At 58.7% G+C, this 26582-nt stretch carries 24 protein-coding genes and 2 pseudogenes; 8 read left to right on the forward strand and 18 right to left on the reverse strand.

Annotation, left to right across the window (positions count from 1 at the left end; genetic code table 11):
- The first annotated feature begins 118 nt into the window (after window positions 1-118).
- Window positions 119-562, forward strand: a complete 444-nt coding sequence (locus P775_RS02650; protein WP_099909514.1) for a MerR family transcriptional regulator — start codon at window positions 119-121, stop codon at window positions 560-562.
- 340 nt (window positions 563-902) lie between these two features.
- Here P775_RS02650 and P775_RS02655 read toward each other — a convergent pair whose 3' ends face one another.
- The 3 genes and pseudogenes from P775_RS02655 to P775_RS02665 all read right to left on the reverse strand — a co-directional run.
- On the reverse strand, window positions 903-2207 hold the full coding sequence (locus tag P775_RS02655) for a type II toxin-antitoxin system HipA family toxin (RefSeq protein ID WP_099909515.1): 1305 nt from the start codon (window positions 2205-2207) through the stop codon (window positions 903-905).
- Window positions 2208-2209: 2 nt separating this feature from the next.
- Window positions 2210-2461, reverse strand: coding sequence for a helix-turn-helix domain-containing protein (locus P775_RS02660; protein ID WP_099909516.1), 252 nt, complete (start codon window positions 2459-2461; stop codon window positions 2210-2212).
- A 238-nt stretch (window positions 2462-2699) separates the two neighbouring features.
- Window positions 2700-3083, reverse strand: a pseudogene (locus tag P775_RS02665) (IS6 family transposase); the annotation flags it as partial.
- A gap of 702 nt (window positions 3084-3785) precedes the next feature.
- Between P775_RS02665 and P775_RS29365 the strand changes: the two are divergent.
- The gene (locus P775_RS29365; protein WP_281256055.1) at window positions 3786-3911 is read left to right on the forward strand and encodes a hypothetical protein; all 126 of its coding nucleotides are present in this window, start codon (window positions 3786-3788) and stop codon (window positions 3909-3911) included.
- A 126-nt stretch (window positions 3912-4037) separates the two neighbouring features.
- Here P775_RS29365 and repC read toward each other — a convergent pair whose 3' ends face one another.
- From repC to repA, 3 genes are all read right to left on the reverse strand, one after another.
- On the reverse strand, window positions 4038-5123 hold the full coding sequence (gene repC, locus P775_RS02670; RefSeq protein ID WP_099909517.1) for a plasmid replication protein RepC: 1086 nt from the start codon (window positions 5121-5123) through the stop codon (window positions 4038-4040).
- A 228-nt stretch (window positions 5124-5351) separates the two neighbouring features.
- On the reverse strand, window positions 5352-6329 hold the full coding sequence (gene repB / locus P775_RS02675; RefSeq protein ID WP_099909518.1) for a plasmid partitioning protein RepB: 978 nt from the start codon (window positions 6327-6329) through the stop codon (window positions 5352-5354).
- Window positions 6329-7531, reverse strand: coding sequence for a plasmid partitioning protein RepA (gene repA / locus P775_RS02680; protein ID WP_099909519.1), 1203 nt, complete (start codon window positions 7529-7531; stop codon window positions 6329-6331). The genes repB and repA overlap by 1 nt, the downstream gene beginning before the upstream one ends.
- On the opposite strand from repA, the gene P775_RS27880 reads away from it, so the two are divergent.
- The 3 genes from P775_RS27880 to P775_RS28725 all read left to right on the forward strand — a co-directional run bounded on the left by P775_RS27880 (window position 7437) and on the right by P775_RS28725 (window position 8728).
- Window positions 7437-7685 (forward strand): hypothetical protein, encoded by a 249-nt coding sequence (locus P775_RS27880; protein WP_180287295.1) that lies wholly within the window; start codon window positions 7437-7439, stop codon window positions 7683-7685. The genes repA and P775_RS27880 overlap by 95 nt on opposite strands.
- A gap of 703 nt (window positions 7686-8388) precedes the next feature.
- Complete coding sequence (locus tag P775_RS28720; RefSeq protein ID WP_245875539.1) at window positions 8389-8592, forward strand: GNAT family N-acetyltransferase; 204 nt, start codon at window positions 8389-8391, stop codon at window positions 8590-8592.
- Entirely contained in the window at window positions 8564-8728 is a 165-nt protein-coding gene (locus P775_RS28725) for a GNAT family N-acetyltransferase (RefSeq protein ID WP_245875541.1), read from the forward strand. The genes P775_RS28720 and P775_RS28725 overlap by 29 nt, the downstream gene beginning before the upstream one ends.
- Before the next feature lie 667 nt (window positions 8729-9395).
- Here the strand turns inward: P775_RS28725 and P775_RS29690 are convergent.
- Window positions 9396-10295, reverse strand: a complete 900-nt coding sequence (locus tag P775_RS29690; RefSeq protein WP_143520782.1) for a transposase — start codon at window positions 10293-10295, stop codon at window positions 9396-9398.
- 567 nt (window positions 10296-10862) lie between these two features.
- Between P775_RS29690 and P775_RS02705 the strand changes: the two genes are divergently transcribed.
- The 3 genes and pseudogenes from P775_RS02705 to P775_RS28740 all read left to right on the forward strand — a co-directional run bounded on the left by P775_RS02705 (window position 10863) and on the right by P775_RS28740 (window position 12046).
- Complete coding sequence (locus tag P775_RS02705) at window positions 10863-11057, forward strand: hypothetical protein (RefSeq protein WP_143520784.1); 195 nt, start codon at window positions 10863-10865, stop codon at window positions 11055-11057.
- Between the two features lie 51 nt (window positions 11058-11108).
- Window positions 11109-11722 (forward strand): annotated as a pseudogene (locus P775_RS02710) (IS66 family transposase); the annotation flags it as partial.
- Between the two features lie 126 nt (window positions 11723-11848).
- The gene (locus tag P775_RS28740) at window positions 11849-12046 is read left to right on the forward strand and encodes a hypothetical protein (protein WP_245875540.1); all 198 of its coding nucleotides are present in this window, start codon (window positions 11849-11851) and stop codon (window positions 12044-12046) included.
- 67 nt (window positions 12047-12113) lie between these two features.
- On the opposite strand, the gene P775_RS02715 is transcribed toward P775_RS28740, so the two are convergent.
- The 11 genes from P775_RS02715 to P775_RS02765 form a co-directional block, all read right to left on the reverse strand.
- Window positions 12114-14402 (reverse strand): Erv1/Alr family FAD-linked sulfhydryl oxidase, encoded by a 2289-nt coding sequence (locus P775_RS02715; protein WP_180287296.1) that lies wholly within the window; start codon window positions 14400-14402, stop codon window positions 12114-12116.
- Window positions 14403-14441: 39 nt separating this feature from the next.
- Window positions 14442-15233, reverse strand: a complete 792-nt coding sequence (locus tag P775_RS02720; protein WP_099909523.1) for an oxygen-binding di-iron domain-containing protein — start codon at window positions 15231-15233, stop codon at window positions 14442-14444.
- A gap of 60 nt (window positions 15234-15293) precedes the next feature.
- Entirely contained in the window at window positions 15294-15620 is a 327-nt protein-coding gene (locus P775_RS02725; RefSeq protein WP_099909524.1) for a hypothetical protein, read from the reverse strand.
- 28 nt (window positions 15621-15648) lie between these two features.
- A complete protein-coding gene (locus P775_RS02730) occupies window positions 15649-16503 on the reverse strand; it encodes a sugar phosphate isomerase/epimerase family protein (protein WP_099909525.1) in 855 nt (284 codons plus the stop codon).
- 9 nt (window positions 16504-16512) lie between these two features.
- The gene (locus P775_RS02735; RefSeq protein ID WP_099909526.1) at window positions 16513-16950 is read right to left on the reverse strand and encodes a PPC domain-containing DNA-binding protein; all 438 of its coding nucleotides are present in this window, start codon (window positions 16948-16950) and stop codon (window positions 16513-16515) included.
- A gap of 4 nt (window positions 16951-16954) precedes the next feature.
- Window positions 16955-17851, reverse strand: coding sequence for a myo-inosose-2 dehydratase (gene iolE, locus P775_RS02740; RefSeq protein WP_099909527.1), 897 nt, complete (start codon window positions 17849-17851; stop codon window positions 16955-16957).
- A 12-nt stretch (window positions 17852-17863) separates the two neighbouring features.
- Window positions 17864-18346 (reverse strand): hypothetical protein, encoded by a 483-nt coding sequence (locus P775_RS02745; protein ID WP_099909528.1) that lies wholly within the window; start codon window positions 18344-18346, stop codon window positions 17864-17866.
- Window positions 18343-19422, reverse strand: coding sequence for a ferritin-like domain-containing protein (locus P775_RS02750; RefSeq protein ID WP_099909529.1), 1080 nt, complete (start codon window positions 19420-19422; stop codon window positions 18343-18345). Before P775_RS02750 ends, P775_RS02745 begins: the two co-directional genes overlap by 4 nt.
- Window positions 19419-21314 (reverse strand): GMC family oxidoreductase, encoded by a 1896-nt coding sequence (locus P775_RS02755; RefSeq protein ID WP_099909530.1) that lies wholly within the window; start codon window positions 21312-21314, stop codon window positions 19419-19421. Before P775_RS02755 ends, P775_RS02750 begins: the two co-directional genes overlap by 4 nt.
- Before the next feature lie 137 nt (window positions 21315-21451).
- Window positions 21452-24184: an MGH1-like glycoside hydrolase domain-containing protein gene (locus P775_RS02760; RefSeq protein ID WP_218967611.1), complete on the reverse strand. Its 2733-nt coding sequence runs from the start codon at window positions 24182-24184 to the stop codon at window positions 21452-21454.
- A gap of 22 nt (window positions 24185-24206) precedes the next feature.
- Complete coding sequence (locus tag P775_RS02765) at window positions 24207-26246, reverse strand: amylo-alpha-1,6-glucosidase (protein WP_099909531.1); 2040 nt, start codon at window positions 26244-26246, stop codon at window positions 24207-24209.
- Between the last annotated feature and the right edge of the window lie 336 nt (window positions 26247-26582).

The following is a 26582-nucleotide window of genomic DNA, read 5'->3' on the forward strand; positions in this document are numbered from 1 at the left end:
GTGATCATCCATTCGCAGCGTGTCGTCATCTTGATTTCCATTCTGCCAAACGCAGCAATTGCCTTCATTCGACCACCAACCTAATGTCTCTAGTACCTATAGCTTCAAGAGGTATCTTATGCTGACGATTGGAAAACTGGGCATAGCGGCGGGCGTGAAGGTGCCGACCATTCGCTATTACGAACAGATCGGCCTTTTGCCGACGCCAGAGCGCAGTGCCGGAAACCAGCGGCTTTATGATGCAAAGGCGCAGCATCGGCTGGCCTTCATCCGTCATGCCCGCGACCTCGGCTTCCCGCTCGAGGCAATCCGCGACTTGCTCAGTCTCTCGGACACGCCCGAACAGTCCTGCGCCGTCGCAGATGTCATAGCCACCGAACAGCTCTCTGCGGTGAAGGCGCGCATCGCCCGGCTGACGGCGCTGCAGGCAGAGCTTGAGCGGATGATCACGCAATGTGCCCAAGGCACAATCGCGGATTGCCGGGTGATCGAGGTGCTGAGCGACCACGAACTTTGCGGCGAAGGCCATGGTGCCAGAACCGCAACTCGATGCGCCCCGTGAGACCGTTTCCAACCTTTGCGCTCTATCTGGCAGCGGCCACGGCCGAAATTGCCAGATGTTTCACCGTCTGGGCCTGGATGCGGCTACCATCGTTCAGGTTCACCAGAAGGCAACCGACGCAAAAGGGGTGCTCAAACTCAAGCCATCGGACGCTCGCGCGGCGGGTTGACGACCAAGATCGTGGCGTTAAGGAAGTGTCGCAAGAAGCGGATCGTTTCAGACCCACCTTCGCACATCCATGCCGTTGGGGGCGGTTACATCATCAACGCCGTTTGGATTTGTACGGGTTTGCTCAATCAGATTAAGCAAAAAGTCATTTGGGTAAACCTTGAATGCGTTTTCAAGGTTTAAGATGGCGCAGCCTGTCTTCGATGGCGCGCCGGATTGAGGACCCGAGTTCTTCGGGGAATCCTTCGGCTAGGGCAGCGAAGGTCTTGTCCATAGCAGCTTTCGCAGTCTCATGGATGTCTTCAAAGATCGTGCCCACAGCCTTGCGCGATAGACCAGACTGGACTCCGGTTTCCATGATATGCCGCCCGATTATATCGCCGACCTTGTAGTGATTTGATTTGCCAAAGCGCATGGCCAGCTTGAAATCCTTGCGCTGCACTTGGCCGCAATCAACACTGGGCTGGACGGTCAGCACGTCATAGAAAGGCGTCATCCGAAAGCGGCCACCTGGCAGCAAGGCAAGGCTGAAGTTCTTGGCATGCCCATCGGTGGCCCCGCTCAGCCAAAACAAGATATTGCCTTTGAAGAAATCCAACCGATCTTGCATAGGCTCGTCACTTCCGAGCAAAAGCCTCATGATCTCCACGACACCTGGCCCGCCTTCGTTCTGATATTTCTGGGTTGGCTGCACTGATAGGGCTTGGGCGCAGTCTTCTTGCGGCAAGCGGATGAGGCGGCCATCCCTCGTCCAGAGCCTGTCAAACCGCTCGATAACAAGCGCCTTGCGCCCACCGAAGCTGGCCATCTCGACGTTTGCGGCGCGCAGGCCAAAGCCTTCCATTAGTTTCAGGCACAGATACTCATTTTCGACGCTGTTCGACAAATCCATGCCGTTGGGGAGCCGCCCGATCTGCGGCTTGATGATATGCGTTGTCGGTGTAGTGCCCGAAGGCTCGATCCACTTGCCGTCATGCCAGAGTAGGGCAGTTTTTTCCTGCGCGCCTGCGACCGATATCCGGAAGTTTTTTTCTCTTCTGATGCCGAGCGGAGCGACATCCAGCTCACCTAGAAGCGCTTCGATGTCCGTCTCGCTTACCGGATGACCGGTGAAATTGTCAGCGGCTTGCGGTTCTTCTCCTTCCGGCAAAAATTGAAGCGCGCCAACGCAATCTCGGCCAATTTCACTGAGCAGGCTATAGGCGTCCGTGCCAGCAGCGCCAACGCGCTCGGCAACGCGCCGCCGTATGCCATCATTATCAGGCAGTAAATTTTCGAAAACGGCCATGACAGGCGCGCCGATATAGCGATCTTCACGCAGCGGCAGGGAAAGTGAGACGGGGAACCGGTGCTCCCATGCCAGCCAGTCCTTATCATAGACAAAGCTGATCGCGCCCGTGCTTTCCCGCAGGAGCTGGCCGACATGGCGCGCGTTCATAAAAACATTCAGCGGTGGATAGCTTCGTTTACGTCCCATCTTTAAAAGATGTCCTCGAAGCTATCAGCAGAGCCCTTGCTGCGGCCTTGCACAAGTATCTCAAGATCAAGCGCGGCAAAGATATCAAATACGGTTTCCAGCTTGGTGTCAGACAGGCCATTCTCCACCTTGGAAATCGTCTCCTGCCAAACGCCGCTGCGCTCGGCGAGATCTTTCTGCGTCAGCTTCTTTGCCTTGCGGGCCTGGCGGATGGCGTGCCCGATATCGTTTGGTGTGCGTGCTCGGTTCTTCATCTGCGACTCCTTAGAGCTTCTATGATCTTTAAGTCATAAAATGTCAATATGATCGGTAGGCCATAAAATACAATTATGATCTATGGCACATAAATAATATATATGATCTGTAGGGCATAAATGCCTAAAAGGCGCACAACCGGCTGACTGTTGATTTCCAGTGGGATTGTCAGGTTATTTAATCCGTCCCAATATCTATCCGTCGGCTCCTGTTCAGGCAACCAATGCGGCGGCGCGGCTTCATCATTTTCTTCAGGAAACGGTTGGCCGCATTGGCATTTCTGCGGCTTTGTAGAAGGATATCCAGAACATCACCGTTTGCGTCAACGGCCCGCCAAAGCCAGTTCTTCTTGCCTCAGATCGAAATCACGACTTCGTACAGGTGCCATTTGACGACGGGTGCAGGACGGTCGCGCCGGATCCCGGCTGCGACCTAGGTATCGAACCTTTGGCACCACACACGGATGCTCTCATAGGAGACGATAACGCCCCGCTCAGCCAGTAGATCCTCGACGTCGCGCAGGCTCAGGGCAAAACGATGATACGCCCAGACAGCGTACGAGATGATGGACCGGGGAAATCGGTGACCCTTCAGGCAGAGTTGTGAAACTTGGCTGACCATCAGCAATCGCTATGCTTGAAACCGCGCAACGTCGACAACCTGACAAGGCCCCCATGACAGCCTAATCACGCCTTGGGTTATCAAAGGCGCAATGGACGGAGAAGCCCTCGCCGCATACATTCGGCAGGTCCTTGCGCCGAAACTGTTGCCGGGAACCGTCGTGATCTGTGACGACCTCCCGGCGCGTTGCAACAAGGACGCGGCGCGGGCTTTGAAAGACGTCGGATGCTGATTCCTCTAGCTGCCACCATACTCGGCGGATCTCAATCCGATCGAAATGACCTTTTCAAAACTGAAAGCACACTTTCGAAGGATCGGGGCCAAAAATTTTAATCAGATGTTCGATGCATTGGCCGAAGTCTGCGACCTGTTGACACCGCAAGAATTCTGGAACTACTTTTGCGAGGCAGGCTGTGGATCAGGTTAAAGACGCGAAGCTCTACCAACTGCCGGATGAAGGCACAGCACCCCTACCCCCGTCATCCGAGACAATCGGCCTTTATGTCGCCGATCTCGCGGCTCCCACGAGCAACGTCTCTGCCCTGCCCGTGGCGACGACCTAGCGCGGGCTGTGCCACGAGCCGACCCTGCTCTTTGGCTATGCAGGGTCTTGCGCTAGTCCAAGATTGTCAGCGTGTCGTTCTGCTGTACGGAGCCTCGTTTGCAGTCGGCAATATCGTTAGTGTTAACCTGGGCGACGGGATGGGTCCGGTGCCCGGGCTGACCTTGGTCTTTGGCGGGCCGGCAGTGATGCTGGTCGCGCTGGGTTTTGCAATGGCAAATCCGGTCGCTGCTGTAGTTGTTGCGGCGGGCGGCGGCCTGACGTGATTGTCCGGTCACGTGGACCGCAGGCAACAATCCCTTTTAAAGGCATGAAAATACGACCGGGTGCGGGCACAATTAGCGCGCCAGTTTCCTCAGGCTTTGCTAAATTGTCCGCGGACAAAAGACGCTTCATGACTGCGCTTCCTGATACAGCGTCAGACGTCGCACTAAGCGCGTCGGATCAAAGGTGACACTTTTGGAGCCACTTGTTATGGACCTGAAGTAGGCGCCAACTTGTTTGATTCTGCCGTGGAATTGCATCAGCGCCCAGACGGTTGTGGCCGTCCCAAGCGGTCCCAGCCTATCCTGAGCCGCCTCGTATGTCTGCCTATTGATACCGATCATGGGGGCAAGCGTTCTGGCATGGGTAATGACATCATCAACAGTCTCGATCTTTCGCAGTGCGTATTGTGATGCTTCGGTACAGGTGGTCAGCAATTCGGTCAGTGAGATGTGATGACTATTTTGTGGCGCCTGTCTTTCATTGATTTCATCCTTATCAATATATTCTTTATTTGACTTCTGATGGTGGCGGACATTTTGGCCGTCGTTGCCGGACGTTTTTTCTGTTTCTGGTGTGATGCTGTCTCCCGGTCCTTCGGCTGGAAGGGGCGAAGGGTTGAGATTGGCAAGCATAGTCTTGCAGTCGGCGAGGGTTAGTTTGCGGCGCAGTGCCTGACGCGCTGTGAGGGCATGCTGGTCCTCAGGGTAATTTTGCAGGATGTCGTTTGCGGCTGTCCGCATCTTGGCTTTCAGATATTTGATCTGTTCTTTCTCGTGCGTGACCTCTGCAGCCAGCGCTGCGATCTCTTGTAGCCGGTCAAAGAGGGGCGAAAGGTCAAAGCCGAACCGCAGAGCCTTGCCCTCGGATGTGTTGTGGCGCGTGAAGCGCTTGCCGTTTGGGCTGTCTCTTCTCGCGAGCAGACCTGCATCCTGTAGAATGGCCGCGTGACGCCGGATCGAGCGATCTGACATCCCGTTGCGGCGAAAAGTGAGGGTGGCGTTGGATGCAAAAACGGTGTGATGCCCGCGTTTGGGGGGCAGGCAGGACAACATTGCGTCCAGTGTCGCAATCACCGAGGCGGTCAGCCCCAGGCGTGGGGCCGCGTTGCGAATTGTCTCAATGACGATGTGTCGTTCTGGCACGGCGTTGTCCGCGGACAATAGTCCGGTGGTCCGCGCCCCGTGGGATGCGGTTGCTTGAATGAATGCCATGTTTTTCTCACGGCAACCGGTCGGGAAAGATCCCGTTTTTCCTGAATTTCAGAGAAAAGGCCACAAAATATCGTTCAACCAAATTGGTTGTTATTGACTGCGGCGGAGAAGCTGGTAGATCTGAGGGTGCAAAGAACAGATTGGGCTCTCCTGGGGTGACCTTGGGGGGCTCTTTCTTTTTTGGCTGCTTGTCGTGCTCCTTGTTTGGGTTGTCTGCTCGTTATTGGGTCAGTTCGATTGCTCGTCTGACCTCCACGCTTTGTAGAGGCGTGTCAGTTCAGCTTCAGCGTTGTCACGCATCCACTGAGTAAATCCGGGCGTGTCCGACTTTGACAGTTTGAAGGTCAGAGCACGGCTTGTTTCCTTGACCTCGGCCAGCGTTGTGCCGTCGTCCAGTGTGACAGAGAGGGCAGGGGAGGCGGACGCCTTGTCGGGTGTCTTTGCCTTGAGCTTGCGCGCCACAGCATCGCTGATCCGCGCAAATCGGTCATCCGAGGTCTTCGCCTTATCGAGATCAAGGGTGGCGGCGATCTTGGACAGATCAAGTTCGTTGTCCCGCACGTGGTCGGCAAGGTCTTCCCAGCGTCGGCGCCCGATCCCGTGGGCGGAGCCGATCAGCTGGATCACCGTTTCGGGGATGGCTCTTGCGACCTTGGTCATGCGCGACAGCATCGGCTTGTCCACGGCAAGCGCATCTAGGATGACGGCCTGTTCATAGCCGCTTTCGACCAGCCCTGCCGCAAACAGGGCCTTTTCAATAAAGCTGGGGTCGAGCCGCTGCGAATTTTCCTGACCCTGGGCAAGAATGGCCTCTTGATCAGAGAGCGAGCGCACCAGCGCCTTGGCCGACAGGCCAAGCGTCTGGAGGGCGCGCAAACGGCGGCGCCCGTAAATGATCTTGTAATGGCCGGGCTTGTCCGCAATCGGACGCACCATGATCGGCACCTGCTGGCCGTGCTGTTTGATGCTGGCCGCCAGTTGCGCGACATCGGCATCGGTAAAGGCAAGCCGGTCCTTGGGGCCGTCTTCCTCGATCACCGAAGGCGAAATTTCGCGGACTGCGTTGCTGGAGACATCCTTGAGCGTCGATTTCACGCCGCTCATGGCACCGGTGTTCGGAAAGCGTGATTTCTGCTGCTTGGAGTCCGCATGGGTGCCGGCAGGCTCAGGTGGGGCAGGGGGCTGAAAGAGGTTTCTACGGGCCATCAGTCAGTTTCCCTTCCCCAGGCGTGCTGGATCGTCTTTTCAAATTCGTCCGCAACGCCGTTCACGCTTTCGAGGATACGGTCGAGGGTTTTCTTGACGACTTGCGACGGTTCCAGTTCATAAATTGTCTGCTGGGTCATGCCGGCGTCCGAGATGGCCGTGGATTTCAGCATAGGTGTGTTCAGCACCTGATCCAGCAGGATGGAGCGAAGGAAACCGCCCATCTGCGATTGCGGCACATCCGTGGGTTCATAGCGCGCGATCAGGAATTTGAGGAATTTCCAGTCGATGGGGCCTGTTGCCTCTTCGAGGGATTGAACAGTTTCCCCAGCCATTTCAAGGAATTGCGCCATTGAGGCCACGTCGAGCATGCTGGGCACAACCGTGATCAGCAGCCCGGTGGAGGCCAGCAGCGCGGTCATGGTGGTAAAGCCAAGCTGTGGCGGGCAGTCTATGATGACCAGGTCGTAATTTTCCTCGATCTCATCCAGGGCGATGGCAAGCCGCTGGGTGAAAGGCGGATCTAACTTGTGTTGCAGGGCATAGGCTGTCTCGGTTTCGTACTCGGACAGCAAGAGCCCGGCCGGGGCCAGATCAAGGTTGTGGAAATAGGTTTCGCGCACGACCTGGCTCAGGGGCACCGGATCCTCGTATTTGAGGGCGTCATAAATCGTGCCGCTCTCTGCAAATTCGATTTCAGGCCGGTAGCCGAACATCGTGGTCAGGCTGGCCTGCGGGTCCATGTCGATGGCCAGAACCCGGTAGCCGCGCAGGGCGTAGCGTTGCGCCAGGTGGATGGCCGATGTCGTTTTGCTGGAGCCGCCTTTGAAGTTCACGATGGAAATGACCTGCAGATTGTCATTTTCGCGACGTCCGGGAAGATAGGCTTCGCCATTGCGGCCCGTGCGGGCCATCACATGGCGGATCTGGTCGATCTCTTCTGCGGTATAGAGCCGACGCCCGCGGGAATCCGTCTCAACATCGGGGAAATCCCCCTCTTGATGGCGGGTGCGCAGGTTGGACATACTGATGCCGGTCAGCTCTGACACTTCGGAGGGGTGAAATTTGCGCAAGGTCTTGCGGCTTTCTGGCTGAAAGCTGTTGCGCATGTGGCTGTTCAATGCTTCCGATAAACGGGAAGCATTCGCGGCGATAGACGCCGCGATAGAGCCGGAGTATGCGATGTTCGCCTTCGAATTCATTCTGCCCTCGCGACCTCTTGGTGGGTCTGTGGTGTTTCGTCGCCAACTCGCGCAATTTGCGCGATCTGGCGACAAGACAACTCATGACACGCAACTTATCCCCGAACAACACTTTTTTAACTTGATGAGTTCAGATGCCATCGGGGAAAGTTAAAGGGATGCTACAAGTTTTCCAGATAACTGACTAAAAACATGATGTTTTTCGCCCTTCGGTGGCTGTTTGGGAGAAGCAGGTCCGGCGGGAGCGGCGTTGATCTAGAGGCCGAGAGCGGCAGGGGGCCGCGAATCGTGCTGTTCCGCCGGAATAACGCATCTGGTTTCGCGCCGAAGGATAGGCGCCTTAAACTGATCTTGAAAAGCGCCAGAATTTGCGGTCCTTATCGGCGCGACATTTCCATGGCCTTCCAGATCTGTGACAGGGAGCCGAGACAGCCTTGCCAGATACAATGCTGATCGCGCGAATGAGTGCGCAGGAACTGAAGCTGTCTTGGGCTGGGCTGCTGAGGCGGGATGGAATCCCGGTCTGGCCGATGCAGAGGCGTTCCATGCGGCCGGGTTTGCGGGCTTTATATTTGCCGTCTGGACTGGCGTGGCCAGGGTCTTGGCATGTCGATCTGGCGCCATGCGATTGCGCATGCTGGCAACCATTCAATCGGCCTTGACGGAGTTACCGAGGAGGAATCCAACTAGCGCAGCTCTGGCTTGTGCGTGTCGGACCCACTCTGCGTCACGAAGGGCGCTGGCCTGCCCGAACGAGTCCTGCCATCGGTGCGCAGGAGCCAAGTGAAATGGACGGGTTGATAGCGTTGGACTCGCGCGCAAACGGCGTGGCGCGACTGGCGTTTCTGACGACATAGTTGCAACCCAATGACGCGCGGCGCGGTACCGGGTTCCTGAGGCAAGATGGCGGTATCTTCGGCTTTGCTACATGGCGCGCCTGTCACTGCGGCACAAAAATCGGTCCTATTGTCGCACCGCATACCGCCTGTGCGCTGGATCTGATCGCCGACATCGCCTGCCTGCCTGCGTCCCATGTGCCAGCTGATCATCGATCTGCCTGATGCCAATACAGCCCTGAGCTGCGAACTTGGGGCGGCGGGATTTCAAGTGGCTTTCGCGACAGCACGGATGTATCGCGGCGGCCTGCAACGTGTTGGCTCGGAACTTCAGGCAATCGCGACGATGGAGCTTGGATAGCAGACAGTCGCATGTTCTGGTAGTCCCGGGGGGCATTGACAGGTTGATGACGCTGAGCGGTCTCAAGCATAGCGATTGCTGATGGTCAGCCAAGTTTCACAACTCCGCCTGAAGGGTCACTGATGATACGAAACATCCTCCTGATAAGGATGAATCACAAATCAAACCAAATGGGAATCCCACGATTCAGGTTTCAAGCTCGCCGCTTTAGTGAATGCGCCCAGTCCTGCACATAGGCTATGAACGTGATGTCCGAGACAGCGGCGCGCGCCCAGCTCCGGGCTGTGTCAGCCAGCTGGTCGCGCACGCCAGAGCCCGCCACAAAAGACGGCAGGTTCAGGGGCGCGTCTGAGGATGGGTCTCTCCCGGTCTCTGCATCACTGGAAGGTCCGTCCTGTGTGTTTGAGCGTGTTCTTTGTGCATGTCCCGACATGCCGGGACGCTGCACCAATAATGTCCGATAATGTAAACTTATTGGACATAAATTGATCATAAAATCTACGGCGTTTAGGCTTGATATTATCTGGTAGCAAGCGCCGCTGTTGGATAGGGTCGTCCCATGAAACCTGTTCAGACTCCTATCGAGGATCCCCCCAACACTCTGCCCCGAATGCCGACTTGGGTCACCGAGGCGCGCGATGAAACCCCTGAGGATTTAGCATTTTTGTCAGGTGCCGCGCTGAGTGCGCTGCACTTTGTGCTGATGCGTATTGCCTTGCGCACAGCAGAGACCTGAGTGGCGATCTCGGGGTGTCCCGATAGGGCAGGGGATCTGCGCGATGCCGTGCATCTCGCGCGTCCCGGCGATCTGTCCGGCCCGGCGGGCGCGGTCTATCTGACTTGGCAGCAGGCGGTGGCACGGCCGATCACGCGGGACGGTCTGCAACGCGCCTTGCCCGAGATCGCCGCCACCAGGATCGTCGGCTGGCTCGCTTCGGGCGAGGGTGCGCCGGTGAGCCGAGCTGCGACGGCGCTGGAGACCGTTCTGACGGAAGCACCGCGGGCTGAGGTGCTCGCCCTGATCTTGGCGGACGCTGCTCTGGCACAGGCCCTCCGCCAGGAACAGGTCAACGGATGCTTCGATCTGTTCCAGCAGGGCCGGTAGGGCGGTCGGGTCACCAATGTCATCTGTGGTCAGTTCGGAGCAAACGATCTGGCCGCTGACAAGATCAAGCCCAAGGTGCAGCTTGCGCCAAGAGCGCCGTTTACACTTGGTTTTATGCTTTGTCTCCAGCCATTCTCCCTCGCCCAAGATCTTCAACCCGTTGCTGTCCACGACCAGATGCAGCGGGTTGGCATTCTTTGAAGCAGCAGCTTTGGCTGACAGGCTCGGCCAATTGCCCCTGCGCGACATGGTCGTGAAATGCGGCACCGTGATATCAACACCCAGCAACTTGGCAATGGAGCGCATAAAGCCTTCAGTCTGGCGCAACGGCTGCTTGAAAAGCATGCCCAGCGTCAGGCAAAGCTCAATCGCCAAATACGAATAGAGATACTGACCGCCGGACGTGGTTCGCGGTGGTGCTGACCGCAATGCAAGCGCGTCAGCGCTGACCCAGACCGCCACATCACCACGTCGCCGAAGACTCTCGTTCTACTCTGCCCAGTTGGTCATCCAGCGCTTCTGCCTCGGTATCTTGTCACGACGGTCAGCGTCGAATTTGTGCGGCATCTAAAGCATCCTCAACAGAACAGGCCGCAACACATATCAGTGAAGCGGATGTCCCTGCAACAACGCCGGAAATCTCCGTTCTGGGTAACGAAACCGTAATATTATCCTTGGACGATGATGCGGTCAGACCTGCATGCGGATGGCATCTTCCCCCTGTGCACGGCCTATCGGAAAGAAAGCCCTACCTGTGCGTTATCACTTGCCCTTTCGCCCCAATGACCCCGACTCCATTGGCACGGTTGTCCGGCTTGACTTTACAGGTTCAGTGCGTCGCCCGGATCATTCTCCTGTCACAGGCCGTCCACAGGATATCTGCCATGCCTGTTCAACGGCTCTGTTCACAGTTGCGATCAAGGGCCGGGAATGACACCGATCAGGACCAGGATTGGCCGGTTCCTGAGGCGGCCAGAGGTGACGATCTGCCTTGGCATTTTCGTGTGTGTTTGTGGGATTTCAGAGATAATGGAAGAGATCATCGACGGATACGATGGCGTTCTGGGCTCGGTGCATGGCGTCCTTGCCTTTGGCATCATGACTCTTCTCAAAGGGGTGACCGAGCTTGCCGAGGGGATCGAACTCGTCACAATCGAGATTGAAGAGGTCAATCGCGAACAGTCCGAAGCGGCTGAGGCCAATGAAAACGTTCTGAAGAGTTGATCGAAAGTCTCTTCATCGACCTGTGACAGGGTCTTCGCGGATGAAACCAGCTTGCCGACCCTTGCCCCCGGCACCGGTCACACGAAAAAAGCATGGCTCTGGGCCTATGCCCGAGACGACACGCCTTTTGGCGGAAGCGGTCCGCCCACGGTAGCCTATCGCTTCGAGGACAACCGGTCCGGTGACTGCATGCGACGGCATCTAGGGGGATATCGCGGTATCCTGCAGGTGCCCTCTCGGCAGATTGCTGCGCAATCGCCTGCCGGTTAACAGACGGCTATGCCGCCTACAACAAGCTTGCACGCAAGGACGGCGGCAACGATGGTCCGCTGTTGGCGGTGCTGGGCGCACAGCCGACGCCGCTCCTATGAACTGCATACGACCGGCGCCTCCGAGGTCGCCACTGCGACGATCGAGAAGATGACGGAGCTCTGGGCGCTCGAGACGACCGTTCGCGCTCAAAGCCCCGAAGCCCGCACTGCCGCACGCCAGACTGTCTCGTCACCGAGCTGTTCGCGCTCTGGGAGCGGACCCCGCCGCGCATCTCGGGCAAGTCGAAGCTGGCAGAAGCGTTGCGCTACGCCATGACGCGTCGCGAAATCTTCGAGCGCTTTTTAACGGATGGTCGCATCGAGTTGGATTCCAAAATTGTCGAGCGTGACATCAGGCCCCAGACACTCACGCGCAAGAATAGCCTGTTCGCCGGATCGGAGGGCGCAGGCCGGACATGGGCCACCATCGCGACGCTTCTGCAGACCTGCAAGATCAACGAAGTCGACACCGCAGCCCGGCTGACGCAGACATTGGAGCGCATCGCCAACCAATGGCCCAGTGCTGAACTCTATGCCCTCATGCTGTGGAAGCACAACCCATCCACGGCCACGCCGTCCCGCTTGCTGCGGTTGCGAGGAATGCCGAATTTAACCGTACCGATGAAGCCCTGCATGCCCCACGGCACGTTTCACGCGCCGCAGCTTTACCAGATGTAGCCGAAACGTCTCAAAATATTTCTTTCGAAAATGTCGATCTTGCAGGCCATGTGCCAGATACCCATCTTCAGCGTTCGACGAATACTCCGCTTCTGGCATACGCCTCGAGGTTGGTATCGACATTTGCGACGATCTCTTCTTTTGCCGGATCAATGGCGTATTTTCGGGTCAGATAGGCCGTGTCTTGCATTGCCTGCACCAGATCTGCAATTGCGGTGTCGGCCCTGTCGATCGTCTGCACAACGGCTGCGCCATCCCCCGACTGCACGGCACGGCAAAGCTCATCGCGAAGGACGGCAAGATGCGCGGCTGGCTTTGTGATGCGGTAGATCTCGCTTACCGTATTCACGGCAATCGATGCATTCCCAGCGGCAGCGGCGCGCGCCATCTCCGCCTCGAGGCCGGGCCAGAACCGGGTGGTGTAAAGCGGTTTAGGCTGACGATGATACCAAGGTTCGGTTCGTGCAATTGAGGAAGACACTGCGTTGTGGAGTTTCCAAAGGAAAATTCGCAAGCCACCGGGCGCAGAGACGGTCGCAAGTTTGCTTTCAAAAGGGATGACTGTGTCTTGTTGATCCGAACGGCGTCCCAGCAACAAGAACTCGACCGGGTATAACTCAACCTCCTTGTTGCGGATCACATACCGGTTCAGGTGATAGCGGCAATAGGGACAGGGATACATCGTCGCAAAACTGCGGAAGAATGCAGCGAAACTGTCGATTGCGAAAGAGCGTGCTGGTTGCGGCATCGTCTCTACCAGTTCGGCGGAACCATGCAACAGACCCCAGACCGCAGGCCCGATATAGTAGGGGAAACTGAGACGCATATCGGCCGTGGCGATGTCATTTCTGCCCAGGTGAACATCGACGAAAGCCACATATTCGCTGAGAAATCCGCTGTCACGGCCGAAATCGGCACGTTCCCGGCGTTTTTGGACGCCGGTCAGATAGGGCGCCGTCAGTGTCCAGGCCTGTTGCAGAGCGAGCTTCGTTCGGTGCGAGCATTCGGGAAACCCGTCGCGCAGGTCGCTTGCAAACGTGTCAAAGGCGCCCTGGGCCTTCAGGTTGGCATGCCATGCATTCAGATCCCGTTCTGTCACCTCGTTCGCGCGATGCAGGTCATCGGCAGTGATCACCGACGCGCATCGCAAAAGCTGTGGCATGAAATCATCGTACCAGAAGCGGGTCGGCATGATCGCCCCGTCAATGCGCGCATCGGCATCCGACAGAATCACGCGGTTCCAGCTATCGAGATATGCCATGTACGGCTCGGGGGCATCTTTTGGCGTCACGTCACGGTGGGTTTCCGTGCGCAGCTCTTCGTGCCTCAGACGGTTGATCTCGTGCTGCGCGAGGATGTCCACGTCCGCCTCATCAACCGCAAGGCCGTGCAAGCGCAGTGACAGGATGAATTCGATCACCGCCCGGCAAAGGTCACGCCGGCGGGCGAGGCCGTCACGTTCATCGGAGATTGCGGACTGAGCTGCCAGCATACCCGGCGTCTTGGTCAGGGTCTGCCAATCCGAAATGCGCCGATAGAGGCGGGCCAGTTCCGTCTGCACCAGGTCATCGAGGTGACGAAATTCCGCGATGCAGCCGGGATCAGTGATAATGCCAAGCGAGAGATAATAGTCGATCGTTGCCGTGGTGAAACGGGCAAAATCATCGATCGTATAGGGCAGGTCGCGGGCACGCAGATGGGTTTCGGAATTGGCAGAATAATTTTCACGAAAACTGCGATAGGCTGCCCCCTGCATCAGCCTGAAGAACCCGATTCGCAGATCGAAGGCCGACAGGCCGACATGGTCGTCTTGCCGGTGAAACCCCTCTGACGGTGTTACAGGGGTGGGACGGGCCAGGGTTGGCTGCAGGGGCGCGGCGCCGATGTGATGGGCCGGCAGGTGACTGGCACGATAGGCATTTGCGGCAGTGTCGGTCGCGGCTTCAAGATAGCGTGCAAGATCCTCGATCGCAATGCGCCCGTCGCCATCCGTGTCGATCTCGTCGGCCAGTAGCCCGGCCTGTTCCGCATCATCGCAAAAGGCACTTATCGCGGCGAACAGATCACCTTTTGAAATTGTCCGGTCAGCATCTGCCTTGAATGCCGCGAAAGCATGGCGCAGACGCAGAGACGGATCACCCAGAAGGGCGACCATGCAATCGGTAAACCGAACAGCGTCGAGCGTTGCAGGGTGGTCCGCGCCGCCCAGGGCAAACGAGACCTCCTGCGAGGACAGAGCCGTGCCGTTGATCCGCAAAATATCGCTCAGTATCGCTTCGGGCGGATCGGTGGGCCGCACCGCCGCATGGGCCTGCCATTCGGCCCAAAGGGCATCGATCTGGTCATAATCATGCATTCGGGCCATCTTTGAACCTCTCGTTGGGTGTTCTGGTTCTCAGACGGCGGTGTCGGCGCGCAGCATCGCCTCGAACTCGACCTGATTGGGCAAATGGATCGGCGTCATACCGGCGATACGTTTGATCCGCTCACACATGCGGGCCGTATTCTTGCGTTCAACGGGGCCATGCCCGCTGACGATTATCTTTGAATCCAGCGCCTTGATCCGATCCGCAGCAGCGCCAATTGCTTCTTCACGGATATGTTCGAACCAGATGTGATTGACCCGGTTCATCCAGTAGAACCCCTCTTCATAGTCGCTCTCCGACAATTCGTCGGTATATTGGTGGGTCTGGGCATTGACCGTGCCAAAGCAGTCGGCGGCGAAATAGACCTCTGTCAGGGGATCCCAGAGACCGGCGGTTGCAGAACTGTCAAACAGCGGCGGGCGCAGGGCGGTGACCACTCGGTCGCCGATGTCGAGCCGGTCGCCGTCATTCATGAGGTGTACGCGGTCGGGCGGTACGCTGAATTCCTCGGACAGTTTGCCCAGGCCCAGAAAGTTTGTGATCAGCTTGGCATTCGGACACATTTCGAGGACTTGTGCGATCGAGCCTGAATGATCGCGGTCCTCGTGACTGAGAAACAACCAGCGCACATCTTCCGGTTCGACAATCTTGAAGACCTCGTCGAGGTAGCTTTCGCGATGCACCGTAGCCAGTGTGTCAAGCAGCATGGGCTGCTCGCCTCGGATGACCATGGCGTTGACGGCCATCCGACCGACACCCGGCACGGGTACGGATTCTGGGATAACAAAGGTTTCTGGAGCGACGGAAAAAGCGCGGGTCATGATGTGATCCTATCGAAAAGGGAAAGATGACAGCGGCGCAGGGCGCCACTATCAAGCCGCTCAGACGGAGACATTCGCTTCCAGCTTGTAGAAATCCTCAAGCGTGTAGCGGACCATCTGGAAGGTCGACATATCGAGGCAGGCGGTAAATGCCTTGGTCCCCGGAGCGTCGACGAATTTGTTCATTGAGGCCTGCGCATCCTCGGCGCTGGCCCAATGCAGCACCACGATCCACCCGCCATCGGCGGATTTGCCGGTGTCACGGTCGATGAAGCCTTGCAGCTTGCCCAGAAACTCGCGTTCCATGGTTTTGGTCTCGGCGATGAATGCCTCTTCGGTGACACCTTCGGCGAGGCGGAATGTCACGATTTCGATGGTCTTGGCCATTGGCGAAGTCTCCTTTGCTGGATTGCAGTCAGTCGGGATTGATTTCGGCGTGTTTGGCCCGCAGGAAAGCGAGCCCTTCCCGTGCCAGATCCTCTGGCGAGGCGGCAAAGTCGCGCCAGATGCATACAAGGCCGGCAAGGCGTTCGAGGCCGGGATTGAAGGATTCAAGTGTGATGCAGGTGTCATATCCGATGTCACGAAGCGCACGGAATGTGTCGTCCCAAGGGACCATGTCCCGCCCTGGAATGCCGCGATGGCTGCCGCAGGCATGGAAATAGGCCATCCTGTCACCGGTCGCGCGGATCGCCCCCGCGATGTCGTCCTCTTCGCGGATCATGTGGAACGTGTCGAGGTGGACGGCGGCATTTGGCAGTCCGACATCTTCCACGAAGCGCACAGCGTCGGCTGCGGTGTTAAGGTAGAAGGATTCGAACCGGTTCAGCGTTTCAACCGCGATGATCAGGGGCGATCCGGCGGCGTGTTCGCAAATGGCGCGATAGGAGTCGACGCCCCAGTTCCATTCGTCCACGGTTCGTCTGCGACCGGTCTGATACCCCCAGGCACAGTAGTTTGCACCGCAATAGATGCCGACGCCCGCCTCGAGGCACAGGTCGACCACCTTTTTGGACAGTTCGACGCCGCGGGCCCGCACGCCCGGGTCCGGGTCGATCGTGTTGGCCTCGACAGGAAGGGCAAAATTTGCGTTGAGGGTCAGGCCGAGATCATGCGCCCGCTGCGCCAAGGCACGGGCGGGAAAGGTGTCGGGATCGACTGGTGTAACCTCGAACGTGTCGAAACCCATATCCTTGACCTTGTCCAGCAGGCCAAGGTCGTCTTCGTTGAAGGTGCCCGAAAAGAGCAGCGAATTGACACCGAACCGCATGGCGATCTCCTAAGGCTGAATCAGCACGAGGCCGCTCTTTGCATCGACACCGCGGGCAAGATGCGCAGGCGACTCCTCGAGCATGATTTCGAGTGTGGGGCGCACCGACCCCTCGATCAGATGACCGCCCCGCGTCGTAGCATCGATGCAGCCCAGGACCACGTGAACATGCATCTTGTGATTGCCGTCCGCCTCGACGGCGATGTTGCCGATCATTGAGAGAACCTCGGTCTGATCACCGATATCATTTTGGCGAAACTCCTTGGTTGCGGGGTTGAAATATCCCAGAGAGGCGTGGGCAAAGGCCCCTATGCCGGTCAGGCTTGTCGCGCCAAGGCCATTGTCCTGCGCAAAGGCCGTGATGCTCGCCACGGCATTTTCACCCGCATCGAGGACAAGGACGAACTTGCGGCGACCGCCGATGTCTTCCAGTAATTTGTGGCGCATGACGCTAGACCCCTGCCGTGGCACGAATATAGGCGCGGGCCATGCGCGCGTATTTCAGCGGATTGGCCTTGGCCGGATCCTGCTCCGCCTCGACCATCAGCCAGCCTGCATAGTCGGCATCGGCAAGCGTTTGAAAGATCGGTGCAAAGTCGATGGTGCCGTCGCCGGGAACAGTGAACACACCATCCATCACAGATTCAATGAATGTACGGTTGGTGGCGTTGCACCGGTCCATCACGTCGCGGCGGATATCTTTGAGGTGAACGTGGCGGATCCGGTCAGCATAGGCGCGCGCCATGTCGAGCGGATCGTCCCCGGCCCAGTAGAGGTGGCCGGTATCAAGCAGCAGATGGACCACTTCGGCGTCAGTCTCAGCCATAAGGCGGTCGACCTCGGGGCGGGTCATGACACCGGTCCCCATGTGGTGGTGATAACACAGACGCATGTCCGCCTCGGCTGCAATCCGGCCCAGATCATTCAGACCTTTGGTCAGCGCCATCCATTGAGCGGCGTCAAAATGCGGTTTGTTCGCGATGGGCGGGACGGGTTGCTGATGGACCGCGTGGCCCAATTCTGCAACGACGACCGATGTGCCACCCATCCGCTTTATAAACGCCATCGAGGTCCGAAAGCTTTCGATCGTCCGTTCGTGCATGTTGTTCACGGTAAAGAAAGTACTCGACCAGGGTTCGGACACGCGCAGACCGCGTTGGGACAGCTCTCGTTCGAGGACTTCGGGGTCTTTCGGAAATTTGTGGCCGACGCTGCATCCGGCGTATCCGGCCAGCGCCATCTCGGTCACACATTGGCCGAAAGAGATGTCGTCACCCAGCGATGGATAGTCGTCATTGGTCCAGCCGGTCGGGGTGATACCCACCAGAACCTTTTCGGGGTCGAACATTCTTCTTCTCCTTCAGGCGCGGGTCACGCGCGGAGGGTTGGCCCACATGCCATATCCAAACGGTTTTGCGCCGGGCGGATTGGCGCCTATGGCGGGCCATAAAAGCCCTTCGGTGTAAGATGTGGGCGAGGGGATGTGATCGCGATCCGCCGGGTTGCCCCCAAACGCTTCATGCCAGTCGCGGGGCATGCAATGCCAGGTGCCGATATACCAAAGCTTGATCAGATTTCGGGCCAAGGGACCAAATCGCGCATGGCTCAGGATGCAAAGGCGCATGTGACGGCCCATCGCCTCCGTGTCATCGCCGATATCGCAGGCCGAAAAAGCACCCAGCATCATGCGCATGGAGTCGTCGCCGACCATCTCGCATGCCGTTGCCAGATATAGTTCGGTCTGGCCGGTGCCGCGCAACGCGTGCTCACTGAAACCCGTCAGGACGCTCGAGATTGCGAGAAATCCGGGCAGCAGGTCGGCTTGTGTCTGCTCAGGAGTCATTCTGGGTCATCCTTCAGGCGGTCGATTTCAAAAGTGGGGGCGCCGTTCAGCCCCTCTGTGCCTCTGATGGATTGGCGCATCAGCCGGTGGAACAGCTCTTTGATGTGGAACATGTCACCGACCGCCGGGATGAACTCCTCAGGCGCGCCCTGAAATGCGCAGGTCAGACGGGCGAGGAAGATCGCATAGGTGCTGTTGAACTCGAGAGCGGCCTCGCGCAGGTCGGACCCTTTGGTGAAATCGTCGAGCCGCGCATTCGTCTTGATCGGATATACGGCTTTCCAGTCGACCGGAACCGGGCCGCCAGTCGGCTTGTCGCGTGCGTCACCTGCGCGATAATAGCGGCCCAGAAGCAACTGCTGGAAGCGGTAGTAATGCGCGATCTCACCATCTTCGTCAAAGATCGTGTCAGTCACACCCTCGCCCTGCTCGGCGATCAGATCGAGCGCCGCCTTCGCCGAGGCGAGATCGGTCACGGCGATAAGGCCGCCACCGCCGGAATAGTAGTATTCCGGTCCGATCTGACTTGCGGGATTGCCACAGAACAACGCCTCGCCCATATCTGCATGAAGACGGTCAAGGCCGTCTTCGATGGCTTTGTAGAATTCGCCAATGCTGAAGAAATGTTCTTCCGTTTCTGGCCCGACATGCCCCGCTTTCACGGTGCCACGAGCCTTTTTCCGTGTAATGGTTCGCCCGCCCTTTTCGCCATGATCCAGGTCTGCGGGACGTTCGATTCTGAGAAAGGTCGAGATTGCCTCGGGCGAGAACCTTTGGCAATCGACGGCAAAGTCTTCCTCGCCATCGGGGAGCATTGCGGGATAGCTCGCGACGAAACCGTGGACTGTCAGATCAGGCGTCCCGCCGACGGCATTCAGCAGATTGCCGACCAGTGTGAGGTGCAGCATCTCTTCCACCGCCACCGCGCGGATGATGTCAAATGCTTCGGTGTTGGTGCCCGGCATGATAGAATAGAGCGCAGTCAGATAGGGCGGGATCGTCGCATGTTCAAGCTGCATGGCGGCGTGCAGGTGTCGGTGCAGACCGGCGAGATCGGTGATCCGATGCAAACTCATGCGGGAATCTCCTGACAATGGGTCGAGACGGACGCCGTGGCGAGGCCGGGCGACAGTTCCGCCGCAATCGCATCAGCCGTGCGCAGACACAGCGCGGCCAATGTCAACGTCGTGTTTGCCGTGCCGATGCTGGGCATGGAGCCCGCCCCCGCCAGATACAGGTTTCCATGATCCCAGGATTTCTGCGTCGCATCGACGACCGATGTCCGGGCTTCGGTCCCCATGATATGGGTGCCGGCCCAATGGTTGCCGCCGCGCAATGTGAAGCCTTCGCCGTCATGGCTCACCCATCCCGGTGCCAGCGGGTCATAGCGCGTATGATCCTCGGCTCCCAATCTCTGATAGATCTGGCGCGTCAGCCGACGTGAAAATGCGGCGGTTTCGAGCGTGTAGTCCGGAATGTGGAACGACACGACCGGGCGCGGGTTGCCCAATTGATCGAGATGGCGCGGATCGACGGAAATGCGGTTGGTCTCTTCCGGCAGTACCTCGATCATGCAGTCGAGCAGAAGCTGACGTCCCACCCGATCGATCAAGCCACGTCGCAGGGCGGCTCCTGTCAGATTGCGTGCATCGACCAGCTCGGCGAGATCGGTGTAGGGTGCCCCGGTCGCCCAACCCCAACCGTCATTGTGGATGCTGAACCGGACCGCAGCGTGATGCTGGCGGTAGTTGCCTGTACGGATGTCTTCGATGCCCGATGTGCAGAGCGGCCCGCGCCCGGTTCCCACGACCTGCGGCATCAACCCCCAGGTCAGCAGATAGGCGTGGTCCATCAGGTTGCGGCCCATAAGCTTGCTTGAGCCATGCAGGTCCGAAGCCAGCATCAGGCGCGCATTTTCGACAGCATTGGCGGCCAGCACAAAGATCCTTGCTTGAAGCATACCGGTGACATGGCCTGGTGCATCCTTGTCAGCATATGTCTTGCAGGTGATGCCGGTGACACGTCCCGTCGTGCCATCGACCTCGACCCTGAAGGCGACGGTGCGGGCCAGCAAGTGGACATTCCCGGTATCCATCGCCGCCAGCAGGGTACGACGCGCGTCATATTTTGCCTGGACCGGGCAGATCGGAACGCAGTTCGTGTTGCCCTGGCAGCGCCCGCCCATCTCGGCCTGATGAATGCTGACGGCACCGGTGGGTGTGAACCCCTTGCCTCCGTCATAGGCCGGATTGGGGATGCCGTTGCGTGCCTGCGGAGTGCTGCGCACGTTGAGCGCGAATGTCTGCTCTCCGACCTTGACCTCGAATCCGTCAAGGTCTTTTGCCATGGTCTTGTCGAGGAATGAGGGCGGCATCCGCTTCATAGGATAGACGTAACCGTCTTCGAAGGTCAGCCCGCCATATCTCTGATCCTCGACATTGCCGGATACGCCCAACTCGCGTTCCGCGCGGCCATAGTCCGGGGCCAGCGCGTCATATGTCACCGGCCAGTCACGACCGCGCCCAAACGCGCTCTGCATCCGGAAATCGTCGGGCAGCATGCGCAGCGCCTTCGCCTCCCAGTGGCGGGTGGTGCCACCAAGGACGCGGGAATAGGTGCTGTCAATCTCGAACGGGCCGTTCTGAACAAGGTAACCGCGGTCGTTCGGCTGGCTATCGCGCAGTTTCACTGCATCATAGTCGCGCGGCATCGGCGCGTTGCGACTGTGGGCATAAGGTGCATTATTGTCCTTGGACACGGCACTGTAAAAGCGCTCGACGCTCTTGGTATACTCTCCGATCGTGACATCCTCGCCCGGTCCCGCTTCTACAACGAGAACCTTCAGGCCGAGTGCGCCTAAAGTCTTTGCGATGAGTGCGCCGCTTACGCCAGATCCGACAATTGCGACGTCGTACGTCGTGGCAAATGCCGCCTCCGGCGGGATTTTAAAGGGTTCAGTACCGTTCATATGACGGCAATCCTTTCCGATTGCGGCATCGGGCGACGTTGCCGTGCGCCTTGGCCGTGTCGTGAAATTTTGTAGTGGCAGAGGTTCTTTGCCGCTTGGTTAAGATCGTTCGCAAAACGCCTGTTATCGCGTGCATGTCAGGCCACCTCTGTCGGTACATGCACCCTGTGCGCGCGATTGACCGGTTGCGCGACCGTGTCGGGCGCAGTCTCGGTACGCGCCAGGCTTTCGATCAGCACAGCCACGAGGCCGGTCCACCCCGTCTGGTGCGAGGCACCGATACCGGCGCCGTTATCGCCGTTGAAATATTCATAGAACAGGACGTTTTCGCGCCAATGCGGATCGTGCTGCATTTTGGCGGTGCCGCCATAGACGGGCCGTTGGCCAGCCGCATCCCGTTCAAAGATCGCAGTCAGGCGGCGCGCGATGTCATCCGCCACTTCCTGCAGTGTCATCATCACACCGGAACCTGTCGGACATTCCACTTGCAAGCTGTCGCCGTAATGGGCGTGATGCGCGCGCAAGGCATCAATGAGGATGTAGTTCATGGGCATCCAGACCGGTCCACGCCAGTTGGAATTGCCACCAAACATGCCCGAATGGGACTCCGCCGGCTGATAGCCTGCCTCGAAGGTGCTGCCGTCGATGGTAATTGCAAAGGGTTCCTCCAGATGCCGACGCGAGAGCGAGCGGATACCGTGGGGCGAGAGGAACTCTGCCTCGTCCAGCATTGGGCCGAGCAGGCGCGTCAGGCGTTCGCGCGACACGAAGGACAGCAAGAGACCCACGCCCTTGTCCGCCGGCGCCACGCCACCGTGCATCGCCTTGCCCAGCAGATCCGATTGCTCTCGCCGGAACCAGTCGAGCCGTTGTGCAAACATAGGGTCGTCAGCCTCGTTCAACGACGCAGGATCAAGTGCCGCAACCGCGATCATCGGGATCAAGCTGACAAGAGAACGCGCTTTGAGCGGCAGGAAATCATCGCCGATCCGCAGAACGTCGAAATAAAGCCCGTCCTCCTCGCTCCACAAGTCAGCCTGGCCTTCGGATTCGCGCCCCAGATGGTCGAGTGAATCGGCGATGAACACGAAATGCTGAAAGAATTTCGACGCCATTTCTGCATAGGTGGGATCACCTTTTTGCAGCCTTTGTGCCATCTGCATCATTTGCAGTGCAAAGAAACCGACCCAGGTGGTCCCGTCCGACTGATAGAGCCGCCCACCGCCGGGCAGATTGCCAGATGAGCGGTCAAAGACCGATATGTTGTCGAGCCCCAGGAAACCGCCCTGAAAGAGGTTGTTTCCTTCGGCATCCTTCCGGTTCACCCACCAGGTGAAATACAGCAGGCTGTGATCGAACAGGCGACGCATGAAGGCGTGATCGGTCGTGCCATACGTCTCCAGTTCGTATTCCGCGATCTTGAGGCCAGCCCAGACCTGCAATGGGGGGTTCACATCGTCGAAGGCCCATTCATAGGCGGGCACCTGGCCGTCGGGTTTCATGAACCATTCGCGGCACAGCAGCATGACCTGTTCCTTGGCAAAGGTGAGGTCGGTGCGTGCCAGTGCGATGGTGTGGAAACAAAGGTCCCAGCTGGCAAACCAGGGATATTCCCATGTATCGGGCATCGAGATGATATCTTCGGCATAAAAGTGACGCCAGTGTGCGTTGCGCCCCTTGTGGCGGCCGGTCGGGGGGGGGACATCATCGCCGTCCAGCCAATCTGCGACAACGAAATGAAAGAACTGCTTGGACCAGAGCATTCCCGCATGCGCCTGTCGCGCGATGTTGGCGCGTTCGGGTGTGAGGCTCCTTGGCAGGCCTGCGGCATAAAAGGCGTCGGCTTCGGTCAGGCGCTTGGCAAAGATGGCATCTGCATCGGATCCGAGTTCAGTTGCGGTGCCGTCGGCAGTCAGCCGCAACAGGATGCTGACCGACTGCCCGGGCGCCACATCCCGACGGTAAAGGGCAGCGGCCTTGGTCCCGGTGCGATCGGGGTTGACCGTCGGAGCACCTTTGACAAGGTGGTCGTTGATCCCGTCCTTGGGAAAGGCCGGACCCTTGGTCCCATAAAGACGCTGTGTGTTCGTTTCATTCTCGACAAAAAGCAGCGTATCGGCATCAGGGCAGATGAGACGCATCGTGCCAAGGGCGTCATGGCGCGCCTCGATTGCGTGCTCACCGGACTTTGTCTCAATCACCGACATCCCGGGCCGCGCGGAGCCTGCGCGCCAACTCCAGGTGTTGCGGAACACAAGCGTCGGCAAGAGCCAGATCGGATGCAGGTCCGGGCCGCGATTTGTAGCAGTGATCCGCACCAGAATGTCGTCGGCGTTGCGTTTTGCGTATTCGATACCGATATCAAAATAGCGATCCTGGTCAAAGATGCCGGTATCCATCAGCTCGTATTCAAGGGCGCTGGAATCTGTGGCCTTGCGGCGCCCGTTTTCAGCCATGAGGTCGCTGTAAGGAAAAGCCGCATGAGGGTATTTATAGAGCATTTTCATATAACTGTGAGTTGGCGTGCTGTCCTGGTAAAAGTAATACTCCTTGACGTCTTCACCGTGATTGCCTTGATCATTCGTCAGCCCGAACATCCGTTCCTTGAGGATCGGGTCCTTGCCGTTCCAAAAGGCAATGCTCAGGCACAGGTGCTGGCGATCGTCCGACAGTCCAGCGATGCCGTCTTCGCCCCATCGATAGGCCTGGCTGCGGGCGTTGTCATGAGGCAGGTAATCCCAGGCGGTACCGCCTTCGGAGTAATCCTCGCGGACGGTGCCCCACTGACGCTCGCTCAGATACGGACCCCAACGCAGCCAGTCGGCACGGGAAATTCCGTTCAGGCGCTTGTCTTCGGCGGTTTCGGTCATCGGGATCTCCGGTCTGTTCGGTTCAGGTCTTGAGCGGGCTGGCGGTGGCGCGGGCGATCAGATGCCAGGCGCGAATGCATTCGGCGACGCTCCAGGCTTGCGCGACGCATCCGCGCGGGGCGTGGGGCCCGTCTGCCTCGAAAATCTCGTTTATGGTTCCGATCCCTTCGATGCGCAGTTGATCGGCCATAGGGGCCAGAATTTCGGCGGCGCGGACAGGGTCGGCAAAGGCATGCAGATGCGCCTCCAGGAACGGACCTATAAGCCAGGCCCAGACCGTTCCCTGATGATAGGCGCCATCGCGTGCCATCTGATCGCCGCCATAGTGCGGTGAATATCCGGGCTCTCCCGGCGCGAGAGAACGCAACCCGGCCGGAGTGAGAAGCGACTCTTCACATCTGCGCAGAATCTGGCGGCAGCGGTTGGGCTCAAAGACCCCGGTTGCAGCGCGTGCGGCAAATATCTGGTTCGGGCGCAGGGCGTCCTCGTGGCCATCCGGCCCGTCGAGCACGTCGAAACAAAAGCCGCGATCTTCGTTCCAGAACCGTTCGAAGCCCGCAACAGCCTGCGCCAGCAAGGCCTCGTAGGGCGCGGGGTCCCGTTCGAGAAGACGCGCAGAGCGCGCCATGAACCTGAGGCCCGAGATCCAGAGCGCGTTTACCTCGACCGGCTTGCCGATGCGGGGTGTCACGACCCAATCGCCCACCTTTGCATCCATCCAGGTCAGCTGTACCCCCGCTTCGCCGGCACGGATCAGGCCATCAGCGGGATCAACGCGAATGCCATAGCGCGTGCCGTGTTGCATGTGCTGGACGATGTCCTCGAGAACACCAAAAAGTTCAGCCAGCAGGGCGACGTCTGCGGTGGCCTCGAAATGGGCCGACACGGCTTCGATGAACCAGAAGGACGCATCGACGGTATTGTATTCAGGTGCGGTGCCGCCGTCGGGAAAGCGATTTGGGATCATACCGCCATCGACCACTTCTGCAAAACTGCGCAGGATCGAGGCGGCGATATCGGTCCGACCCGTTTCGATGGCAAGACCCGGCAGGCTGATCATCGTGTCGCGGCCCCAATCGGCGAACCAGTGATATCCGGCGATGATCGTGTGCCCGGCGGAACCGTCGCGCAGCGTGCGGCGCGCAATGAACTGATCTGCGCTAAGGACAAGCCGCCTGATCCAGAACGGGGCAGGGGGACCCGAAGGGCGCGCCTTGTCCCATGCGGAAAGGACGCTGTGCTGGCGCGCAAATTCGGCGATGAGCATGTCAGGCGCCGTGTCCGGGGGCGGCGCATCCGCGCTTGCAGTGAAACGCAAGGTCTCGCCGGCCCTCATCGTGACCTCGAATGCGCCGGTCTGCACATGATCCTCGCGATCGGTCAACCCGCGCGCCCGCTCCTGCGCAAGATCAAAATCGCGGTACCATGCGGCCGAGGCAGTTGCCTTTGCGCCCGGCACGTGCAGATGCATCCTCCGCTCTGCGCAGCCCCAGGCGACGATGATCCTGTCGCCCTGTGCAGTGACATCGGGCAGCCAGTCGGCGGCAAAGGACCGGCTGTGATAGTCGCGGCAATCGGCGATCGGACGCAAGGTCAGTGAAAGGGGCGCATCGGCGCGCAGGCAGGCATAGTGGATGCGCGTGACGTTCGCGCCGTGGTCCATGAACACCCGCTTTTCGAGCGTAAAATGCGGCGTGACATAGCGCCAGACAGGTAAAGTCCCTTCGAACCGGACCTCTTCCAGACGGTTGGCCCCGTCGGGCGCCACGGTGCCATCCGCCCAGCGGATCGTGCCAAGATCGACGATTTGATCGCCGACGATGACCGTTTCGAGCAGGGTCACGAGCATCAGCGTCCGCCCGACGGGGGGATCGAGCGCTGCAACCAGAAGGCCATGATATCCGCGCGTAGGCAGGCCCGCGATCGTCCCGGCGGCATACCCGCCGATGCCGTTCGTCACGATCCATTCGGCAGCCTGTGCTGAGCCAGGCATGGCGCAGATGTCCCGCCCAAGACGGTCGCCCGGCAGATCAGCGTTTTTCATCACTTTATCGGCGAACATTCCAAGACCCTTGCCATTCCCATAAGGACCGCCCCGTTTTTACGAAGCGCTGCAGAAAACTGTCCGGGCTATCATGCGCGCGCCCTTTGGTCCGCTGTTGACGCAACGGTATGCACAGCAGGTTAAGCGGGACTTAATCGGAACGGGAAAGCTTGCCGGTATTTGGACACAAAGCCCGGATCCGTTGAAACGGCGCAGGAGGTCATGAATGTCTTTAAGATGGTTCTGTCGCAAACTTTTTTGACGATTGAGCACGGCCGTTCTCTGGACACACTTATCCTGCGAGCGCCTTGAACTGCTGGACGGGGGGGATTGTTCTTTCCCGGCGAGTTGACC

Origin of the sequence: Puniceibacterium antarcticum (assembly GCF_002760615.1) — a bacterium.
GTDB lineage: Bacteria > Pseudomonadota > Alphaproteobacteria > Rhodobacterales > Rhodobacteraceae > Puniceibacterium > Puniceibacterium antarcticum.

Coding starts and splice junctions, on each gene's coding strand:
- P775_RS02650 (WP_099909514.1), top strand. CDS start 119: ATGCTGACGATTGGAAAACTGGGCATAGCGGCGGGCGTGAAGGTGCCG.
- P775_RS02655 (WP_099909515.1), bottom strand. CDS start 2,207: ATGGGACGTAAACGAAGCTATCCACCGCTGAATGTTTTTATGAACGCG.
- P775_RS02660 (WP_099909516.1), bottom strand. CDS start 2,461: ATGAAGAACCGAGCACGCACACCAAACGATATCGGGCACGCCATCCGC.
- P775_RS29365 (WP_281256055.1), top strand. CDS start 3,786: ATGGGTCCGGTGCCCGGGCTGACCTTGGTCTTTGGCGGGCCGGCAGTG.
- repC (WP_099909517.1), bottom strand. CDS start 5,123: ATGGCATTCATTCAAGCAACCGCATCCCACGGGGCGCGGACCACCGGA.
- repB (WP_099909518.1), bottom strand. CDS start 6,329: ATGGCCCGTAGAAACCTCTTTCAGCCCCCTGCCCCACCTGAGCCTGCC.
- P775_RS27880 (WP_180287295.1), top strand. CDS start 7,437: ATGTGGCTGTTCAATGCTTCCGATAAACGGGAAGCATTCGCGGCGATA.
- repA (WP_099909519.1), bottom strand. CDS start 7,531: ATGAATTCGAAGGCGAACATCGCATACTCCGGCTCTATCGCGGCGTCT.
- P775_RS28725 (WP_245875541.1), top strand. CDS start 8,564: ATGTGCCAGCTGATCATCGATCTGCCTGATGCCAATACAGCCCTGAGC.
- P775_RS02705 (WP_143520784.1), top strand. CDS start 10,863: ATGGAAGAGATCATCGACGGATACGATGGCGTTCTGGGCTCGGTGCAT.
- P775_RS02715 (WP_180287296.1), bottom strand. CDS start 14,402: ATGCATGATTATGACCAGATCGATGCCCTTTGGGCCGAATGGCAGGCC.
- P775_RS02720 (WP_099909523.1), bottom strand. CDS start 15,233: ATGACCCGCGCTTTTTCCGTCGCTCCAGAAACCTTTGTTATCCCAGAA.
- P775_RS02725 (WP_099909524.1), bottom strand. CDS start 15,620: ATGGCCAAGACCATCGAAATCGTGACATTCCGCCTCGCCGAAGGTGTC.
- P775_RS02730 (WP_099909525.1), bottom strand. CDS start 16,503: ATGCGGTTCGGTGTCAATTCGCTGCTCTTTTCGGGCACCTTCAACGAA.
- P775_RS02735 (WP_099909526.1), bottom strand. CDS start 16,950: ATGCGCCACAAATTACTGGAAGACATCGGCGGTCGCCGCAAGTTCGTC.
- iolE (WP_099909527.1), bottom strand. CDS start 17,851: ATGTTCGACCCCGAAAAGGTTCTGGTGGGTATCACCCCGACCGGCTGG.
- P775_RS02745 (WP_099909528.1), bottom strand. CDS start 18,346: ATGACTCCTGAGCAGACACAAGCCGACCTGCTGCCCGGATTTCTCGCA.
- P775_RS02750 (WP_099909529.1), bottom strand. CDS start 19,422: ATGAGTTTGCATCGGATCACCGATCTCGCCGGTCTGCACCGACACCTG.
- P775_RS02755 (WP_099909530.1), bottom strand. CDS start 21,314: ATGAACGGTACTGAACCCTTTAAAATCCCGCCGGAGGCGGCATTTGCC.
- P775_RS02760 (WP_218967611.1), bottom strand. CDS start 24,184: ATGACCGAAACCGCCGAAGACAAGCGCCTGAACGGAATTTCCCGTGCC.
- P775_RS02765 (WP_099909531.1), bottom strand. CDS start 26,246: ATGTTCGCCGATAAAGTGATGAAAAACGCTGATCTGCCGGGCGACCGT.